The organism is Rhodoferax sp. (assembly GCF_018063565.1).
Taxonomy (GTDB): Bacteria; Pseudomonadota; Gammaproteobacteria; order Burkholderiales; family Burkholderiaceae_C; genus Rhodoferax.
The window spans coordinates 35,927-54,594 of record NZ_JAGPBB010000001.1 but is presented as its reverse complement, the minus strand read 5'-3'; the positions used below and the strand labels follow the sequence as shown (position 1 = coordinate 54,594).

Annotated in this window: 18 protein-coding genes; 10 read left to right on the top strand and 8 right to left on the bottom strand. The window is 60.6% G+C overall.

What is annotated here, in order from left to right:
- Position 1 precedes the first annotated feature (1 nt).
- Together KBF66_RS00245 and KBF66_RS00240 are read left to right on the top strand one after the other, a co-directional pair.
- A complete protein-coding gene (locus tag KBF66_RS00245; protein WP_296650011.1) occupies positions 2 to 574 on the top strand; it encodes a YceI family protein in 573 nt (190 codons plus the stop codon).
- Positions 575 to 626: 52 nt separating this feature from the next.
- The gene (locus tag KBF66_RS00240) at positions 627 to 1,199 is read left to right on the top strand and encodes a YceI family protein (RefSeq protein WP_296650006.1); all 573 of its coding nucleotides are present in this window, start codon (positions 627 to 629) and stop codon (positions 1,197 to 1,199) included.
- Positions 1,200 to 1,315: 116 nt separating this feature from the next.
- On the opposite strand, the gene hemG is transcribed toward KBF66_RS00240, so the two are convergent.
- From hemG to KBF66_RS00225, 3 genes are all read right to left on the bottom strand, one after another.
- Complete coding sequence (gene hemG, locus KBF66_RS00235; protein ID WP_296650001.1) at positions 1,316 to 1,879, bottom strand: menaquinone-dependent protoporphyrinogen IX dehydrogenase; 564 nt, start codon at positions 1,877 to 1,879, stop codon at positions 1,316 to 1,318.
- Positions 1,880 to 1,933: 54 nt separating this feature from the next.
- On the bottom strand, positions 1,934 to 3,988 hold the full coding sequence (fusA, locus tag KBF66_RS00230) for an elongation factor G (RefSeq protein WP_296649996.1): 2,055 nt from the start codon (positions 3,986 to 3,988) through the stop codon (positions 1,934 to 1,936).
- 228 nt (positions 3,989 to 4,216) lie between these two features.
- Entirely contained in the window at positions 4,217 to 4,426 is a 210-nt protein-coding gene (locus KBF66_RS00225) for a hypothetical protein (protein ID WP_296649992.1), read from the bottom strand.
- Between the two features lie 211 nt (positions 4,427 to 4,637).
- Between KBF66_RS00225 and KBF66_RS00220 the strand changes: the two genes are divergently transcribed.
- A complete protein-coding gene (locus KBF66_RS00220) occupies positions 4,638 to 5,936 on the top strand; it encodes a sigma 54-interacting transcriptional regulator (RefSeq protein WP_365732521.1) in 1,299 nt (432 codons plus the stop codon).
- Between the two features lie 75 nt (positions 5,937 to 6,011).
- Here the strand turns inward: KBF66_RS00220 and KBF66_RS00215 are convergent, their stop codons facing one another.
- Both KBF66_RS00215 and KBF66_RS00210 read right to left on the bottom strand, forming a co-directional pair.
- A complete protein-coding gene (locus KBF66_RS00215; RefSeq protein WP_296649984.1) occupies positions 6,012 to 8,702 on the bottom strand; it encodes a methyl-accepting chemotaxis protein in 2,691 nt (896 codons plus the stop codon).
- A gap of 293 nt (positions 8,703 to 8,995) precedes the next feature.
- Positions 8,996 to 11,125, bottom strand: coding sequence for a transglutaminase family protein (locus tag KBF66_RS00210; protein ID WP_296649981.1), 2,130 nt, complete (start codon positions 11,123 to 11,125; stop codon positions 8,996 to 8,998).
- A 122-nt stretch (positions 11,126 to 11,247) separates the two neighbouring features.
- Between KBF66_RS00210 and KBF66_RS00205 the strand changes: the two genes are divergently transcribed.
- Entirely contained in the window at positions 11,248 to 12,012 is a 765-nt protein-coding gene (locus KBF66_RS00205) for a TSUP family transporter (protein ID WP_296649976.1), read from the top strand.
- Positions 12,013 to 12,058: 46 nt separating this feature from the next.
- Here KBF66_RS00205 and KBF66_RS00200 read toward each other — a convergent pair whose 3' ends face one another.
- Positions 12,059 to 12,988: a DMT family transporter gene (locus KBF66_RS00200; RefSeq protein ID WP_296649973.1), complete on the bottom strand. Its 930-nt coding sequence runs from the start codon at positions 12,986 to 12,988 to the stop codon at positions 12,059 to 12,061.
- Positions 12,989 to 13,112: 124 nt separating this feature from the next.
- Between KBF66_RS00200 and KBF66_RS00195 the strand changes: the two genes are divergently transcribed.
- The 5 genes from KBF66_RS00195 (at position 13,113) to KBF66_RS00175 (ending at position 16,503) form a co-directional block, all read left to right on the top strand.
- The gene (locus tag KBF66_RS00195; protein ID WP_296649969.1) at positions 13,113 to 13,511 is read left to right on the top strand and encodes a carboxymuconolactone decarboxylase family protein; all 399 of its coding nucleotides are present in this window, start codon (positions 13,113 to 13,115) and stop codon (positions 13,509 to 13,511) included.
- A gap of 127 nt (positions 13,512 to 13,638) precedes the next feature.
- Entirely contained in the window at positions 13,639 to 14,187 is a 549-nt protein-coding gene (locus KBF66_RS00190; protein WP_296649963.1) for a glycine zipper 2TM domain-containing protein, read from the top strand.
- A 62-nt stretch (positions 14,188 to 14,249) separates the two neighbouring features.
- A complete protein-coding gene (locus tag KBF66_RS00185; protein ID WP_296649960.1) occupies positions 14,250 to 14,486 on the top strand; it encodes a PepSY domain-containing protein in 237 nt (78 codons plus the stop codon).
- A 17-nt stretch (positions 14,487 to 14,503) separates the two neighbouring features.
- Entirely contained in the window at positions 14,504 to 15,175 is a 672-nt protein-coding gene (locus KBF66_RS00180) for a response regulator transcription factor (RefSeq protein WP_296649956.1), read from the top strand.
- A complete protein-coding gene (locus tag KBF66_RS00175; protein WP_296649951.1) occupies positions 15,172 to 16,503 on the top strand; it encodes an ATP-binding protein in 1,332 nt (443 codons plus the stop codon). The genes KBF66_RS00180 and KBF66_RS00175 overlap by 4 nt, the downstream gene beginning before the upstream one ends.
- Before the next feature lie 30 nt (positions 16,504 to 16,533).
- Here the strand turns inward: KBF66_RS00175 and KBF66_RS00170 are convergent, their stop codons facing one another.
- Positions 16,534 to 17,052, bottom strand: coding sequence for a flavin reductase family protein (locus KBF66_RS00170; protein WP_296649946.1), 519 nt, complete (start codon positions 17,050 to 17,052; stop codon positions 16,534 to 16,536).
- A gap of 244 nt (positions 17,053 to 17,296) precedes the next feature.
- On the opposite strand from KBF66_RS00170, the gene KBF66_RS00165 reads away from it, so the two are divergent.
- A complete protein-coding gene (locus KBF66_RS00165) occupies positions 17,297 to 17,980 on the top strand; it encodes a M14 family zinc carboxypeptidase (protein ID WP_296649943.1) in 684 nt (227 codons plus the stop codon).
- A gap of 28 nt (positions 17,981 to 18,008) precedes the next feature.
- Here the strand turns inward: KBF66_RS00165 and maiA are convergent, their stop codons facing one another.
- Positions 18,009 to 18,650 carry a maleylacetoacetate isomerase gene (maiA, locus tag KBF66_RS00160; protein WP_296649942.1) on the bottom strand — a complete coding sequence of 214 codons (642 nt, stop codon included), beginning with the start codon at positions 18,648 to 18,650 and terminating at the stop codon, positions 18,009 to 18,011.
- Positions 18,651 to 18,668 lie beyond the last annotated feature (18 nt).

Here is an 18,668-nt window from a genome sequence, read left to right as displayed (position 1 = left end):
CATGAAACACCGAGCCCTTCTAGCCACCGTCCTTGCCGCCCTGGTGGCAGCCACCAGTCTGGACGCCGCCGCCCAGCAAAAGTTGCTGCCCGCCCAAAGCGAACTGGCCTTTACCGCCCGGCAGATGGGTGTACCGGTCAGCGGTCATTTCCGCAAATTTGACGCCCAGGTCAACTTTGACGCCAGCAAACTGGCGACCAGCCGGGTCGATCTGACGGTGGACATGGGCAGCGCTACCCTGGGCAGTGCCGAAATGGACAGCGAGTTACCCAAAGCCCCCTGGTTCAACGTGCCGAAGTTCCCGCAAGCCAGGTTCAGCTCCAGTAACATCCGCGCCCTTGGAGGCGGCAAGTTCGAGATGACCGGCCAGCTCAGCATCAAGGGGCAGTCACACGCCATCCAGGTACCCGTGACCATGACCCAGTCCGGCGCGATTTCAGTCGCCACCGGCGTACTGCCGATCAAGCGACTGGCTTTCAAAGTTGGTGACGGCGACTGGGCTGACACCTCCATGGTGGCCGACGATGTGCAGGTGAGTTTCAAGTTCGCTCTCTCAGGCGTCGCCAAACTGTGACGGCACGTCAGCCATTTCCCCCCTTGTTTTTTCAACCCTTCAGGAGTATTTGATGCGTTCAACCCTATTGCCCCTTGCCGCTGTGGCCCTGCTTGCCGGCACCCCGACGGTTCAAGCCGCCAGTTATGCGATTGACCCAACCCACACCTTTGTGAGCTTTGAGATCAGTCACTTCGGCACCAGCACCAACCGCGGCCGTTTTGACAAAAAGGAAGGCACGGTGGAATTTGACCGCGCTGCCAAATCGGGCAAGGTGGCCCTGACGGTGGACACCACCTCCATCAATACCGGCACACCCGCCTTCAACAAACATCTGCAAAGCGCCGACCTGTTTGATGCCGAGAAGTTTCCGACCATGAAGTTTGTCGCGGATCAGTTCAGCTTCAGTGGCGACAAAGTCGCTGAGGTGAGTGGCAACTTGACGCTGCTGGGCAAGACCCATCCATTGACACTCAAAGCACTCAACTTCAACTGCTACGACAGTCCGATGCTCAAACGAGAGGTGTGCGGTGGCGATTTTGAAGCCACACTGGATCGCACGCAGTACGGCATGAACTACGGCATTGACTGGGGTTTCCCGAAAAATGTGCGCCTGGTCGTGCAGGTGGAAGCGGTGAAGCAGTAAGTTCTGGAAAAATTATAAAAAACAGCCTCTAGCGCATACCTGGTGGTATTTGGATGCTGCATTCGATATAGCATATTGATGGCTGCATCGAATGCTGGAAAGCTGTCAATGGCGCATCAGGGCGCTACCGGCAAGGGATCGACTGGCACGGGCAACTCACAAACTGCGTGGGCAAAGGCTTCCACTTGCGCCCAGTCGGTGAACTCAACCACGGCGGTCGGGTCGGTCGGGCCATGGGTGATCAGCATGATCAGCCGAATCATCTGGCGGTCAAACCAATGGTAGATCGGGTAGTTGAGCTTGCCGGCAAACACTGCCGCCAACTGCGGCGTCCAGCGGATGTGGCGCATGAATTTCTTGAAATACGGGTTGGTCTCGGGCCGGTTCTTGTTGGGTTTGCGCGCCACGATGTTGACGCTGAAAAACGCGCTGGGCCTGCTTTCCAGAAAGCCCCGGTTCTGCTCGATGAACTGTGCGACCTCGGCTTGATGACGACCATAACGGATGCTGGCCCCAATCACAATGCGCTCAAACTTGTTGAGATTGAGCTCACTCGCCTGATTCAGTGGCACCAGCGTGACGCGCTGGCCCAGCGCCGTCATGACAAACTGCAAACGCTCACAAATATGCAGGGTGTGTCCGTCGGTGGTCGAATAGGCCAACAGCAGGTGGTGTGCCATGGTGCAACCCTGGGCCGCGCCAACCCAATCGGGCCAGCGCAACCCTGCGCTGGCTTAATCGTCGCCGAGATTGGCGGGCTTGAAGGCCGCCGCCAGCTTGGCTTGCGTGTCCGCACTGACCTGCGCGTAATGCGAAAACGCCAGGCTGTACGAACCCTGCCCGCCGGTGAGCGACTTGAGGCGGCTTTGGTAGTCACCCAACTCGGCCAGCGGCATCTGACCGCTGATGGCCACCGTGCCCGCCGGGCGCGGTTGCGTGCCGGTGATGTGGCCGCGTTTGCTGGCCAGGTCACCGGTGAGGTCACCGATGGCTGACTCGGGCGCCACCACCTCGATGTTCACCAACGGCTCCAGCACGATCGGGTTGGCCGCCCGTACCGCTTCGAGTGTGGCCTTGCGCGCTGCTGCCACAAACGCCACTTCTTTGCCGTCCACCGCGTGGGTCTTGCCGTCGTGCACGATGACACGCAAGTCATGCAACGGAAAACCGCCCACGGCGCCTTCGGCCAGCGCCTGCTGCACACCCTTTTCAACCGCTGCCATGAATACGCCGGGAATGGCACCGCCTTTCACGATGTCAACAAACTCAAAGCCAGCCCCGCGCGCCAAAGGCTCTACCCGCAACATCACTTCGCCGAATTGACCCGCACCACCACTTTGTTTCTTGTGTCGGCAGTGGCCTTCGGCCTTGCCCAAAATCGTCTCGCGGTAGGCAATCTGGGGCACGCTGGTGTCGAGCTCCAGCTTGAACTGTTGCTGCATGCGCAGCATCTTGGAGCGCAGGTGCATGTCGCCCAAACCGCGGATGATGGTTTCGTTGGTGCCAGGGTGGCGCTCCACTGTGAAACACGGATCCTCCAGTTCAAGTTTATGCAAGATTTCAAATAACCGTTGCTCGTCGCCTTTGCGCTTGGTCTGCACCGCCAGGCCCTGCATGGGCTGGGGAAACACCAGCGGTTTCAAATGGATGTCGTCTTCGTCGTGTGAGTCGTGCAGCACACAGTCAAAGTCGATCTCATCCACCTTGGCCACAGCGCCAATGTCGCCCGGCACCAATGCTGGCACTTCGACGTACTCTTTGCCTTGCAAGCGGTACAGGTGCGCCACCTTGAACGGTCGTTTGGCCGAGCCGGCAAACAGCTGCCCCTCTTTGCGGATGGTGCCCTGATGCACGCGAAACACACCGACCTTTCCAATGAACGGGTCCACCACAATCTTGAATACATGGGCCAGCACATGCAGTGCGTCGTCGGGCTGCGCGGCAAACGCCTGGGGTTCAGCGCCGGGTTCGCCTTTGTAAAACGGTGGTGGGTTGCCCTCAGCGGGGTTGGGTGCCAGCTTGGCCAGGGCGTCGAGCAGTTGCGGCACGCCGGCACCGGTCTTGGCCGAGACAAACAGGATCGGAATCAGATGGCCTTCGCGCAGCGCTTTTTCGAACGGCGCGTGCAGTTCTTGCGGGCTGGGGTCCGTGCCATCTTCGAGGTAGCGCGCCATCAGGTCGTCGTCTTCTTCGACCAGTTGGTCGATCAACGCGCGGTGCGCGGCGGCGACCGAGGCAAAGTCACTCTCGCCGTCGTCATGCCCCAGCAGCTCGACCACGTCCTGCCCGTGCTGTGTGGGCAAATCCAGCAGCAGGCACTGCTTGCCAAAACGCTCGCGCACCTGATCGACCAGGGCGTTCAGGTCAATGTTCTCGGCGTCGATCTTGTTGATGACGATCATGCGGCACAGACCACGCTCGCCTGCCAGGTCGAACATGCGCTCGGCAGTCAACTCAATGCCCGTCTGGGCACTGATGACAATCAGTGCTGTGTCGACCGCCGCCAGTGCGCCAATGGTCTGGCCGGCAAAGTCAGGGTAACCGGGGGTGTCGATCAGGTGGATCAGCGTGTCGGCGGTGTTGAGGCTAACCAGCGAGGACTGAAGCGAGAAGCCCAGTTGTTTCTCAACCGGGTCAAAGTCACACACGGTGTTGCCTTTTTCCACTGCACCACGGCTGGCGATGGCGCCGGTGGCTGCCAGCAGGCTCTCAACCAGAGTTGTTTTTCCCACGGCGCCATGCCCCACGAGGGCCACCGCACGGATTTTTGTCGACAGATTCAGGCTCATACAGGTCTCTATTTGATGTTGAAATGGGACCTAAGTTTACGCCTGCGCCAGTGGAGTTCCGGCGTGCACCGGTTACGATTGATCAGCCAGAAGTCACCAGGCTTGACTCGGTGGGGTCAGCCAAGTCTTGCCATGACGTCCGCACCGCAAGTGGCGCTTTGTGCCCCCACCGTGACCCCTCAGAACTCGCGTGGCGAGTCCATCAGCAGCAAAGGTTTGACTCAGGCCTCAGCGGGCCATGAGCGCCGTTGCTGCTTTGGCTTTGTGGGATCCGAACAGAAGCTTGGAAAACCAGTTGAACGACACGCCGAGCGAGTGCAGCGGAATGTAGAGCAGCAACAGCGGAACCAGCAACACCAAAATTGGCAGGTAAACCAACAAGGTTGCGGTAGTTTCTGCGGTTTGTGCGGCGACATGTTGCAGGTGGATCAGGCTCATGGTGGTACTCCCGTTCAGGGGTTATGAAATCGATGGCTACTCTCGCCAAAATGATTGCAAATACCGGGCCACTGTAGAAACTGTTTAACCCATTGAAAACATTGATTATTTTTCTTTGTCAGCGTCAAGGGGTCGAGGAGTGTGTCAATATTGGCGGCACCAGTTCATTTAAAGTGCCATAATTGGCATTCAATGGCCTTGGGAGTTGGGTGTGAACCTGAACAAGATCAGCTCGTTTCTGGATTCGTTTGACGAGCCAAGCATCGTCATGGATGGCGAGTACCGCATCCTGTCCGCCAACCCGGCCTATTTGCGCGATTTCAGCAATGACGCTCCGGTGGTTGGTCGGCGCTGCTATGAGGTGTCGCACCGCTTTAGCGTGCCCTGCGACCAGGCGGGTGAATCGTGCCCTTTGCAGGAAAGCCGCAGCAGCGGACAAAAGAAACGCGTGCTCCATCTTCACTACACCGCCCATGGCGAAGAGCATGTCGATGTTGAAACCACGCCCATCCGCGACGACAACGGCGAACGAGCGCTGTATGTTGAGACCATGCGCGTGGTGCGCCAGGCCAGCAGCCGACCCGCTGCGCAAGGGCTGGTCGGACGCTCGCCGACCTTTACACGCATGCTGGCACGGGTAATGCGTGTTGCGCCATCCATGGCCGCGGTGATGCTGCTTGGCGAAACCGGCACTGGCAAGGAACTCGTCGCACGGGCGATCCACGAAGGCAGTTCCAGGGCGGCCCAGCCCTTTGTGGCTGTGGATTGCTCGGGGCTGACGGAAACCCTCTTTGAGAGTGAACTGTTTGGTTACGAAAAGGGCGCGTTTACCGGTGCAACGCACCGCAAACAGGGCCTGATCGAGGCCGCCAGTGGTGGCACCTTGTTTCTCGATGAGATTGGCGACCTGCCACTAACGCTGCAAGTCAAGCTGCTGCGCCTGCTTGAAACCGGTACCTTTCGGCGGGTTGGTGGTGTCGAGGTGCTGGCAGCCGACTTTCGTCTGATCTCGGCAACGCACCATGACCTGGAGGCGATGGTGAAGGCGGAAACCTTTCGCCATGATCTGTACTTTCGCATCAACACCTTTCCGATCCACACGCCATCGTTGCGTGAACGCGCGTCCGACCTGACATTGCTGGCGCAATCGCTGCTTTCACGCGTGGCGGCGGGTCGTGCATTGCATTTGAGTTCGGAGGCTTCGCTGCTGCTGGCAGAGATGCCTTTCGCAGGCAACATCCGCGAGTTACGTAACCTGCTCGAACGGGCCAGCCTGCTGGCCGACGGTGATGAAATCGAGCCCAGGCATATCCTGGACCTGGATGTCGAGGCGGAAGCCAGTCCTGCCACGCAGACAGCCAACAGCAGCGGCACCTGGCTGACGCTCAAGGAGAATGAGCACCGATATCTGCGCTGGGCGTTGGCCGCACACCAGGGCGATCGTCCGACGCTCGCGCGCCGTCTAGGTGTCAGCGAACGCACGCTGTTTCGCAAACTCGGTAACCTCTAGCCCAACCACCGTTTCATGCCCGGCTGGCGCGTCTGCCCAGCGGGTTGTGCCTCGAGCATTAAAAAACCAGGCGCTTCAGCGCCCGCCGACGCCGGTGTTGAAAAACGCGATGCTGTGCTGCAATTGTTCCGCCTGTGCCGACAGTTCGTCACTGGTGGCGGCGAGTTCTTCGGCCGCCGAGGCGTTTTGCTGGGTGGCACGCGACAACTGACCCATGGCGCCACCAATTTGGGTGACAGATTTACTCTGCTCAACGCTGGCGGTGGCGATCTCTTGCACCAGCGCACTCGTCTTTTGCACATTGGGCACAATCTGATCGAGTAATTGGCCGGCATGCTCAGCGGTCGAAACACTGGTGTTGGCCAGCTCGCCGATCTCGTGAGCCGCCTCCTGGCTGCGTTCGGCCAGTTTGCGCACTTCTGCGGCCACCACCGCAAACCCCTTGCCATGCTCGCCGGCCCGAGCCGCTTCAATGGCAGCATTGAGAGCCAGCAGGTTGGTCTGGTAGGCAATGTCGTCCACGATGCCAATTTTGGCCGCTATTTGCTTCATCGCCGCCACGGTCTGGTTCACCGCGCGACCACCCTCCACCGCCTCGCGGCTGCTTTGGGTAGCAATGCCATCGGTCATTCGGGCGTTATCACTGTTTTGATTGATTGAGGCCGAGATGGCATCCACGTTGCCACGGGTCTGCTCGACCGACCCTGCCTGCTCGCTGGCCGCCTGCGACAATGATTGTGCCGTGGCGCTCACTTGATTGGCGGCACCGGTCAGAGCCCGGGATGCGGCGCTAACCTCGTCGATCACCCGGGTCAGGTTCTCGACCGTTGCGTTGGCGCTGTCTTTCACGCGGCCAAAAAGTCCCGCGTAATCACGTTCCATGCGTTGCGTGAGATCCCCCTCAGCCAAAGCGGCCAGCAGTTCGGCGACGTCGCTTAGCCCCAACTCGCTGGTGTCGAGCAGCTTGTTCATGCTGTGCGTCAGGGTCAGGAAAAAGCCGCTCTTGCCAGCCGGTTGCAGTCGCTGGCGAAAGTCGCCATGCGATGCGCCTTCGACGATGCTGGCAATTTCGTTCTCGACATTGACCTCGGCCGTGCGGTCCAGCCACTCCACCACGGTGCCTACGCGCTGGCCCTGCCCGTCCAGGATCGGGTTGGCAATGAAGCCGAAATGTAACGTGCCAATGCTGATTTGCGCCCGATGGCTGCCAGCAAGCGTTTCCAGCAGCCGGCGCTGGTGGTCGGGTTGCCGGTGGAACACATCGATGTTTTGCCCAATCAGCTGGTTTGCATCGAAATGCGGCAATGATTTGCGCAACTCGACCTGGTTGCGCTGCATCATGGCGGTGGCGGTCTCATTCATGTACACGATGTCGTGATTGGCGTTCGCAATCATCACGTTGGTGGTGCACTTGTCGAGCGCCTGACGGATGCGGGCATTGGCACGCGCTTGCGCCTGCTCGGCTATCTCCAGCGCGCGGTCACGCCACTCGATGATGGCACCCAGGTGGTGGCCCCGATCATCACGCACCGGGGCGGCAATGACGCCAAAAATTCGCTCACCCAGGCGCACATCTGCACTGTGTGCGTTGGACAGCGCAGACAGCGGGCCATGCGGCCATGCTCCTGCGTCCATCACGGGCTCCAGACTATCACCCACAATCTGGTCGGCGCGAAACAGCGGCAACACCTCGGCGATGTCGTCCTGCGCCGCCCGCATCAGGGTTGTCACGGCCTGATTCATGTAGATGATTCTGCCTTGTGCATCGGCAATCATCACGCTGGTCGAGGCGTTATCCAAAGCCATCTTGATGCGGGTCGTGGCGTCGGTCAATGCGTTGACCCGGTCACCCAAATCACGCGCAAAACCCTGCTTTTGTTCCAGATCAATGCGTTGCGACAAGTCGCCCTGAGCAGCTTTGGAAACCACCGACTGCATCTCACTCACCACCTCACGCAGTCCCTGCTGCATCACCTTCATGGCTGCCAGCAAGCTGTGGTCATCGTGTTTGCGGGTTGCAATGTCGTGTGTGAGATCACCGCGCGAGATTCCCTTGAGGATGTCAATCACATACATCGGCTCACCGCCAAGTTGCCGCAGCAGACGCTGAACGATCAGGCCAATCACCAGAAACAGCACCACCAACAGCACCACCATACCCATCCATACCCACTGGCGGATGCTTTCGATGGCCAGCACATCTTCTTTGATGTCCATCGTGACGCTGGCCGCCCCGAGCACAGTCTTGGGTTCGACGGCGTGGCATTCCAGGCATTTGCTGGTGCGGAACTCTTTCTCAGCCACGAAGGGCATAACCACCCGCAGCGTGGCCCCTCCGTCAGCGGTGCGACTGAGCTGGAACTCGGTCTTGCCACTGCTGATCACACTGTGATCAAGCGCGTCCACTGGTTTTTCCTGTGGCAATCCTTCACCATATTCATCATCGGTGCCTTTGGCCCGAATCACGCGCAACTCAACAATATTGTCAGAAACGCCGATCTGCTTGATGAACAGCGCCCTGGCTTTGGGGTCGCTGATGACATCCTTGTCACCCAGTTTGGTGTCCATCAACGTATTGAGACCATTGATGGCACCGTCTGCCACGGTGACCGTGCGGTGGCGCGCCGCGCTCATGATCTGCTGTTCAAACCGGTTAATCACCCAATGTTGGGCGGCAAACAGGATCAGGGTCAAAAATCCGAGGATCAGCAGTTGTAGCTTGAACTGCAGGCCGAATCTGTCCCAAACGCGGAACAACTTATTCATTTCGAAGAACTCCATACTCGCAACCAAAACCAGATACTGGCGAAATAGAGTCAGCGAGGTCGCCCGTCGCTCAACTCAACTTCTTTTCGGTGCGTGTAAAGTTTACATGCTCATAGGGTCTTTTCACGGGTAGGCGCGTATCACGAGTTCCAAATTGACGGATGGGCACATGGAACCTGTTTGTGAATGAAAAACGACATCAGGCCATTTATATCGCGCGTTTATAGCTATAAAGATAGTGACATTCAAAAGGCAATGATTCTGCCTCTCCACTTCCCAAGGTGTCGCCTGGCCTAAGCCTTGCCGCCTGCTCCTGGGTAACGCAAGTCCACGCAGTAGGGTCGTATGCCCGCCGATGCCGGTGCGCCCGGCGCAGCCGGCTGATCAGTGGGCAGGGTTTCGCAGCACAGCGTAAGCCGCTCCAGACGGCGCGCCTGCGCTTGCTGCAAATCTGATGGCAGTCCGTCATAACCGGTACCGAGGGGATGCCATTCGTGCCACTGCACCACATACTTCAACGGTCCGGCACGTGGGCACAATTGCAGCGTCAGTGGCGCCTGGACGCCCAATGAGGGGTGCAGCCCCGCTTTAGGCACAAAGCTGCGATAGCGCAGCCCCAGCACCTGCAGCGGCCCGTCGTCGTCGCACTCGGCGCGCATCGGCAAACGGATGTCGCCCGCGTACCAATCCCAGGCTTGCGATGCGGCCGCTGCGTCAGCTTGGCGCTTGGGTCGCCAGCGCAGCTCGACGCGCGCGGTGCTGGCGTCCACCAACCGCGAGGTGCCAGACTGCTCGGGGCTGGCGCTATCACCCAACAACGGCCAAAACTCGATCGCCCGACGCAACTCAAGGGTGCCATCGGCAATCTCCAGTTGTCCCAAGAACCTGAATTCATCTTGGCGCAGCACCCGTTCAATCGGCAGTCCCAGCCCCAGCCCACTTTGGTCGAGCTGCGCCAACACCGCCTGCATGTCCTGCGCCAGGTAAAACGGCAGCGCAAACCGGTCATGCAACTCACGCCCCCAGTCGATCAGCGCCGCAGGCTCGCTTTGGCGCAGTGCCATCGCCACCACCGCACGCAACAGACATGCCAGGGCGGTCGCGCGCTCCGGGCTGTGTTGCATCCGCAACGCACGAAACTCAACTAGGCCCAGACAGCCGCGCCAAGGCAGATACGGGTTCCACAGCTTTTCAATATTGATCTCGGCGCGGTGACTGTTGCCACTGGCGTCGCACAAAAAAGGTGCCATGCTGCGCCACAAGCGCTCAGGCTCGACCTCGGTTTGTTGCGCCAGCAAGGCCAGTTCGAGTTGGAGATCGTCAATGGCATCCTGGCCGCGCTCATCGGCGCGCACCGACTGCCCGCTGCTGCCAAGGTGGTCGTGCGCAAACAGGTAGGACAGTGCAGGGTGTTGATTCAGATAACGCACCAGCCGTGGCAGCAGCGTCGGGTATTGCAAAAAAGGGCTTTGCAGAGGCGACGGGCCACCCAGCGTGATCTGCCCGGCACCGCCCGAGTCAGCAACCATACCGTTGTAATACAGGCGGTAGGGCGACAGACCCTGCCTTTGGGCACAGTCATACACCAGCTGGCTGCGCTGCAAGAACTCGAACGCATTGGCACTGGGCGCGCAATTGATCTCAATCACTGCCGGGTCTGGTGTGACAGTGGTCAGCGCCAGGGTGTCGTCCACCGGCGGCATTGCGCCGTACCATGCCAACGCCGGCAGGGTACACAGGACTGCCGCACGTTCAATGCACGCCAGCACTTGACGCAATTGCGCCACCTCAAGGATGGGTGGCAGCGTCAGAGCCGGTGTGCGCGGGGTACCCTTAACCAGGCCGGCGACCGCCTCGGAGGTCGTTACCTCTTCGCTCTCGGGTGCCTCCTGTGCGAAGTACTGCCCGTTGGCATCGGCAAACAGCTCAAATTGCCAGTCAGTACCAGCCTGCACCGTGGTATGCACCTGCCAGACCGAATCCGCATGGCTTGGCTCGCTGACGCGGGTGGCCCATCCTTGCGCGGCGAAGGTCTGAGCCAGCACCTTGGCCCACTGCGGCAGATCGAACGCTGCCGCGACCGGGTCGCGCAACAACATCGGGTCAGGCGGGCCGCGCCACAACACGCTGCCATCGCGGTTGTGCAAAAGGCCGAGATTCCAGCGCGGATGTTTCTCGCCCGGATACTGGCGGCCGGTGCTGCGCAGGGTCAAGGCCGCCGGATTGCCCCCACACATCTCACGCAGCAGTGCCTGGGCACGCAACAACTTGTCGCCGCCCAGTGCAGCGGACAGCCAATGCGCCGCGTGAGAAAGACGGTCGGTGAAGGTGGGCTCTGACCCTACCCACAACGACAAGCCAAGCGCAGCCACCCCCCGGTCATGCCGGCGCACAGCAGCTTCAAAGGTCTCGGAGATGTTCATGACAAGGGGTTTTGGTGATGCAACAAGCAACAACCGTGCCTTGAAACCATGGGCATCATCGCCTAACGCTGGGCGCCAGCGCAGCGACAATGCAAGCCTGCCGACCTGCCCACGCCCTGCCCATGACCCCTGAGCTCTTCATCTTGCTGCCACTGACTTTTGTGGCGGCCATGCTCAACGCGTCAGTGGGCGGTGGCGGCCTGGTGTTGATCCCCGGGCTGCTCACCCTTTACCCGAGTGTGACGCCGGCAAGCCTTCTCGCAACCGAAAAACTCGCCTCGGTGGTGGGACAGGCCACTGCGGCACGTCAGTACGCCAAACGCATGACACTGCCCTGGCGTCTGGTGCTGCCAACGGCGGCCCTGGCGTTTTGTGGCGCCCACCTGGGTGCCCGCGCCATCGCGGTGTTGCCAGGCCAATGGATCAAGCCGTTTGTGGTGGTTTTGCTGGTGCTGATGCTGCTCTACACCTGGTTCCGCCCTGACTTTGGTGCACAGGACACACAGAGACCGGTCAGTCAGCGCGACTTGGCGCGTGGACTGGCATTGGGCTCGGTGATCGGCTTTTACGAAGGTTTTTTTGGCCCTGGCGCGGGCAGCTTCCTGATCTTTCTTTTTGTGCGGGTGTTTCACTTTGATTTCATGCGCGCCACCGCTTGCGCCAAGGTGGTCAACATGGCCACCAATCTGGGTGCCCTGGCCTACTTCATTCCGGCCGGGTTTGTGCGTTTTGAACTGGCGATACCGATGATGGCCGCCATGATGGCTGGATCGTATGCGGGCAGCCATCTGGCCATGCGTGGCGGCAATCTCTGGTTGCGTCGGCTGTTTCTGGTGCTGGTGTTGAGTCTTCTGGGCAAACTGATCAGCGATATTTTGCACAGTTGAGCGCGTTCGGCGTGAACGGCCCCAAGGTTTCAGGGTGCACCGGCCACTAAACAGTCGGTTTGCGGTTAACCAGCACGATGCCCACGGCCACCAGCGCCAGGCTTGCCATCAATGTGACGGTGACCGGCTCACCCAGCCATAGCGCGCCAAACAACAGCGCAAACACCGGTGTCAGAAAGGCAAAGACCGAAATTTTGGTGGCCGGGTAACGCCCCAGCATCCACATCCAGGCCAGGTAACTGGCAAATGCGCCCACCACGGTTTGCAGCAGCAGCGAGGTGATGGCAAAGCCGCTGAAACCGGTGTGCCAATGCTCCCCAAGCAGTAGCGACAAAGCGGGCATCAGCAAGGCGCTGACGCCAATTTGATAAAACAGCAGTTTCTCGGGTGAAATCACCGCCAGCCGGGTGGTGCGGATGGTCACCGTGGTCAGACCCCAGGCCAGGCCCGCGGCCAGCGCCATCACATCGCCCAGCCATTGGTGCGGGTTGGCCGCCTGCACCAGCCCGTCGCGCAGCGCATACAGCACCGCCACAAAAGCCAATGCCAGACCCACCCACTGAAGTGGCCTCAGACGCTCCGAATGCACCCAAAACGGTAGCAACGCCGCAACCCAAAACGGCGCGGTGTAGAGAAACACCGTCAAACGTGAGGCCGCCGAATACTGCAGTCCAATGTAGAGGCAGGCAAACTCGAACGCAAACAGGCTACCGGCCAGCAAACCGGGCCACAGCGACTGGTCACGACCCAGCAGCGCGATGCCGCGCCAGCGACACCACAGTGCCAGCAGCACGGTCGCCGCACCAAAACGCATCGCGGCCTGAAAAACGGGGGCGATCTCAACAATCGTGGCTTTGACCAGCACCTGCTGAAAGCCCCAGAACGCACTGCAGACGATCAGCAGGCCCACAGCCAGGCCGTCCAGGTGCAGTTTGCGTTGCACCGTCGCTGCGGTTTTGTTTTGAGTGCGAGTCATTGGGGTGGGGGTCGGCGCGCCGATCAGGGCAGCCAGATAAATCAATGCAGGGAGCGCAAAGTATCGCACCGGCCGGATCAAAATCAGGCACTACCGCATCCCAACCCGTGCAACAAGGATCTCTATGTCACTGCAAACCCCGATTGAATACGACCAGGCCACACCCGAGGTGCGCGCTGTCTATGACGACATCATGGCCACGCGCAACACTGACTGGGTCAACAACTTCTGGAAAGTGCTGGCACATCATCCCGATACCTTGCGCCGCCTGTGGAGCAACATCAAGCAGGTGATGGCCCATGGTGCGCTTGACCCATTGACCAAAGAGCTGATTTACGTATCAGTAAGTATCAGCAACAACTGCGACTACTGCATGGCGTCCCATACGGCTGGTGCCCGTGCCAAGGGTATGACCGAAGCGCAATATGCCGAGCTGCTGGCCGTGGTGGGCCTGGCCCACGAGACCAACCGTCTGGCCGTGGCCTACCGTGTGCCGGTTGACGAACGGTTCAAGCCCGTTTGACAGGGGGTTTGCGTTGGCTGTGAAAATCGTTCGGCCGGCGACAACTATTTCAGTTTCGTTCAGCCTTGGTTCAGGCAGGTGCACGCACACTGACTGCCATACCAACCCGCAAACCAAGGAGTCCTTCATGAAACGCATCATCCTCGCCAGCCTGCTGGGTGCCAGCCTGTTTAACCTGAACGCCCAAACCTACACCGACCAGGCACGGGTGCGCAGCGCCCAGCCCCTGGTTGAAAACATCAGCGTGCCACGCAACGAATGCACCCAACATTGGCGCGATGCACACCCGGCCCGCGTGAGTTACGAACAAGCCTCGCCCAATTCACAGCACCAGATTGGTGGTGCTATCCTGGGTGGCATTGCCGGTGGTGTGATTGGCCACCAGATTGGGCGCGGTAGTGGCCGCACGGCCGCAACCGCGCTGGGGGTGATGATCGGTGCTGTTGCCGGCGACAAGATCGCCAATCGTGACAACACTATTTCGCTCGATGAGCGCCCACAGGAATTGGCACGCCGCCCCGAAACGCGTTGCCGTACCGTCTATGAACCGCAAACCCGCATCACGGGCTACCAGGTCGCCTACGAGTACCGGGGTCAGACCTTCACCACCACCACCCGCGAACACCCGGGCGAGTTCCTGCGGGTGCGTGTGTCGGTGGACCCCATCGAGCGTTGAGTGAGCCGGCGCGGGCCAGCACAGGTAACATTGCCCATCCACTTGTCTGACCCGCCGCGATCATGAAAACCCTTGCCTGTTTGCTCAGTGTGTTGTTGCTGGCGTCGCCCGTGTCGGGTTACGCGCAGGTCAGCCGCAATGAGGCGGCGTCGATGGCCCAGGGTTCCAGCGGTGCGCGAGTGTTGTCGGTTGAAAAAACCGATCGCAATGGCCGCGCCGCTTGGCGTGTCAAGCTGCTCACCCCGCAAGGTGAGGTGAGGGTGGTGCTGGTCGATGCCACCAGCGGCCGCAGCCAGTAGCCGATCGGGTTTGTGCGATGCGTTTGCTGGTGATCGAAGACGACGCCGTGTTGCGGCTGGGCTTGAAGCGCCAGCTGGAAGCCCAGGGTTATCGGGTCGACCTGGCCGCAGATGGTGAAGACGGCCTGTTTCAGGCGCGTGAGTACCCGCTGGATCTGGCCATCGTCGACTTGGGCTTGCCCAAACTCAACGGCCTGCAGGTGGTGCAAACCTTACGCCAGGAGGGGCGTACGCTGCCCATTCTTGTGCTGACCGCGCGCACCAGCTGGCAGGACAAGGTACAGGGGCTCGAAGCGGGTGCCGACGACTACCTGGGCAAGCCGTTTGAGTTTGCAGAGTTGGCAGCACGTGTGAAGGCTTTGCTGCGCCGCGCGCTCAACGCCACTTCCGACGCACTGCAACTCGGTCCCTTGTGCATCGATTTTTCCGCGCAGACGGCCAGTTTGGACAATGCGCCGCTGGAACTCACGACCTTCGAATACCGCCTGCTGGCCTATCTGGTGCGTGAGCGTGCCCGTGTGGTGAGCAAGCAGGAGCTGTCTGACTACCTCTACCCCCACGATGAGGACCGCGACAGTAACGTGCTGGAGGTACTGATTGGTCGGTTGCGCCGCAAGCTGGACCCGCACGGACAACACCTGCCGATCGAAACCCTGCGTGGGCGCGGCTACCGCTTCGTGCTGCAGTGAAGTCACCCACGTCGATCCGCACCCGTCTGGTCTGGGGCGCCGCACTCGTGTTGCTGGCTTTCTTGGCGGCTGCCGGCTGGGCGGTGCGCCAGGCTTACGCCGACAGCCTGCGCACGCAGCACTTTTCGCGCCTGCAAGCCACGGTCTATCTGCTGATGGCCGGAGCCGAGCTGGATGGCCAAGGTCTATTGATCATGCCCGCAGCGCTGGCCGAGCCCCGGCTGGAGCTGCCCGGGTCTGGCCTGCTGGCCAGCATCACCAGCGTCGACAGTGGGCAGGTGTGGCGCTCGGCCTCGGCTGTGGGTCATCCACTGCCAGACTCCGGCCCGCCCCGCATTGGTGACTGGCAGTTCGACATCGTGCCACTGGCGGGCATCCGCTACCTGGGCGCCCGCTATGGCGTCAAATGGTCGGCCAGTGAGCGCCAAGCCACGTTGAGCTTCAACGTACTCGAAGACAAGGCTGGATTTGACCGCGAGCTGCACACCTTTGAAGCCACGTTGTGGCGCTGGCTGGGCGGCAGCGGGCTGCTGTTGTTGCTGGCTCAGACACTGCTGTTGCGCTGGGGTCTGGTGCCGCTGACGCGCATGGCGCGGGAGATCGAGCAGATCGAACACGGGCAGCAGGACCGGCTCCGCGGGCCTTACCCCCGCGAACTGGCCGGGCTGGGCGACAGCCTCAACTTGCTGATTGACCAGGAGCGTGCGCGGCAAACCCGCTATCGCAACGCCCTGGACGATCTGGCGCACAGCCTCAAAACCCCGTTGGCCGCACTGCGTGCCAGCCTGGACCAGCCCGCCGAACTGCCGGCTCGGGTGGCGCAGCAGGTGGACCGCATGCATGACATTGTGGTGCACCAGCTTGGACGTGCCAGCGCCGGTGGTGCAGCAAAGTTTGCGCCCTCGCTGACCTTGATGCCAATCGTGCAACGCATCCGCGACACGCTGACCAAAGTCCATGCCGAAAAGACCTTGCGCTGGACGCTGGAGATTTCAGCCGAACTCGGCTGGCGAATCGACGAAGGTGATGCGTTCGAGCTGCTGGGCAACCTGATGGACAACGCGGCCAAATGGGCCAAGACCCAGGTGACCGTGGCCATCTGGCAGAACAACCGGGCGCTGCACCTGCGCATTGCCGATGACGGGCCGGGTTTTGCCACGCTGGAGAACGCGCCACAAAGACGCCTGCGGCTTGACGAACAGGTGCCGGGTCACGGCATTGGTCTGGCGGTGGTGCAAGACCTGGTAGCCAGCCATCAGGGTCAGCTCAACATCACACGCAGCCCGCTGGGCGGTGCACAACTGGACGTCGTGTTGCCAGGGCGGTAAGCGCCTGCGGGTCGCGCAAACGATCGGACCTCAAAGCGGATGCTCGGTATAAAACCGACCGCCATGGTAGAGCAGTGGCGCCACCCCCGCGTGATGGCTGCAATGCTCGACTTCGCCCACAAAGATGACATGGTCCCCTTCCACATAGCGGCTTCTGTTGAAACACTCAAAACTGGCAACGCAACCGGCAATCAGCGGGGCACCACATCGCCCCTGGGCAAAAGCCAGGTCTTCAAAGCGGTCCTGGTCACGGCTGGCAAAGCGCAACGCCAGCGCCTGCTGGTCGGCCGCCAGAATGTTGATGGCATAGTGCGAGCCAGTGCGAAAGGCATCCATGGAACGTGCCGCCTGCGACAGGCTCCACAGCACCAGCGGCGGCGACAAGGAAACCGAGTTAAAGGAGTTGGCGGTCAGGCCGACCAATTGGCCATCGGATGCGCGCGCCGTGACAATCGTGACACCCGTGGCGAACATGCCCAAGGCGGTACGGAACTCGGCGCTGGAAAATCCGGGCGACTGCGCGGCCGGGTGCGGGCAATTGGGCGACATTGCGGTGAATTTAACCGAATTCACCAGAGCATGGCCAAGCCATCGCCCAAAGCGCCACCTGGCACCGGCCTTTTACAATCCAGCCATGTTCTTGCGCCACCCAATTCAAACCCTTGCAGCTATTCTATTTATATCTATAAACCATACTCCTATATGGGCTTGTGCCGATTTTTATACAAAATTACCCAACGTCTCTCAGACCTTGTGTGCTGACGCGCGACTACAACCCAGCGGTGCTCACAGTGTGCAGAAGCGACCCATTCTGGTGCGCGACATCGCAGCCCAAACGCCACGCCTGCGGGTTTTGCTGGTGGCCGCCATGCACGGCGACGAGCTGTCGTCTGCATCAGTGGCGCTGCATTGGCTCAGACTGGCTCAGACGGACCCACAACGAATCCACTGGCGCTTCATCCCGGTGCTCAACCCCGACGGTTTGCTGCGAGCCAAGCCCTGGCGCATGAACGCCAACGGGGTTGACCTGAACCGCAATTTTCCAACCCCGAACTGGCAGCGCGAGACCAAGATCTACTGGGAGAAGCGCACCGGCAAAGACCCACGTCGCTGGCCCGGGCGCAAACCCCTGAGTGAGCCTGAGTCGAGGTACCTGTTTGACGAAATGGCCCACTTCAAGCCGCAGGTGATCGTCAGCATCCACGCACCCTATGGTGTGCTGGACTTTGACGGCCCGGTCATGCCGCCCACCCAGCTTGGACGGCTGTACCTGGACCAGGTTGGGGTGTTTCCGGGTTCGCTGGGCAACTACGGCGGTGTGCACCGTGGTACGCCCGTCGTGACGGTGGAACTGCCCAGCGCGCTACGCACCCCGACCGATGCCGAAATGCTCAAGATGTGGCAGGACCTGCGCGCCTGGATGGACAAGACACTTTTGCTGGCCGATGCCGCAGCGCCAACTCCAGCCAGACCCTGATCCATCACGCCCGCTGGGCCAGCACCACTCAGGACGCGTCCGCCTGCACGGCCGGCGCCGCATTCTGAAACGCCGCCAGGCTGGCACAAGTGCGATCAATGGCGCTGATCAGCGGCCAACGGCTCAGATCGACCTTGAAGCGCCGCGCGCTTTCCACCTGCGGGATCAGGTACACATCGGCCAGAGTCGGGGTTTTGCCGAAACTGTAGGCACCGCGCTGAGTGTCTGCGGCCAGCAAGGCTTCATAAGCGTCAAATCCGGCCCCAATCCAATGGCTGCACCAGGCATGGATGGTCGCCTCGTCGGCTTTGAACTGATGGCGCAGCGTCTCCAGAATTCGGCGGTTGTTGATGGGATGGACATCGCAACCCACGATGGCAGCCAGCGCCCGTACCTTTGCACGGGCCAGCGTATCGACTGGTAGCAGCGCGGGGGTTGGGTAGCTTTCTTCCAGCCATTCGATGATGGCAGGCGACTGGATCAGCACCTGGCCATCATCCAGGGCCAGCGCCGGCACCAGCTGTTGCGGGTTGATGGCCTTGAATGCATCTTTCAGGTGCTGCTCGGTGCGCAAGTCCACCGCCACATACTCGGGTGCAAGACCTTTGAGATTGAGTGCAATGCGCAGTCGGTGCGAGGTTCCGCTGCGAAAGAAGTTGTAGAGTTTCATGGGCTTGGGTGATCAGGG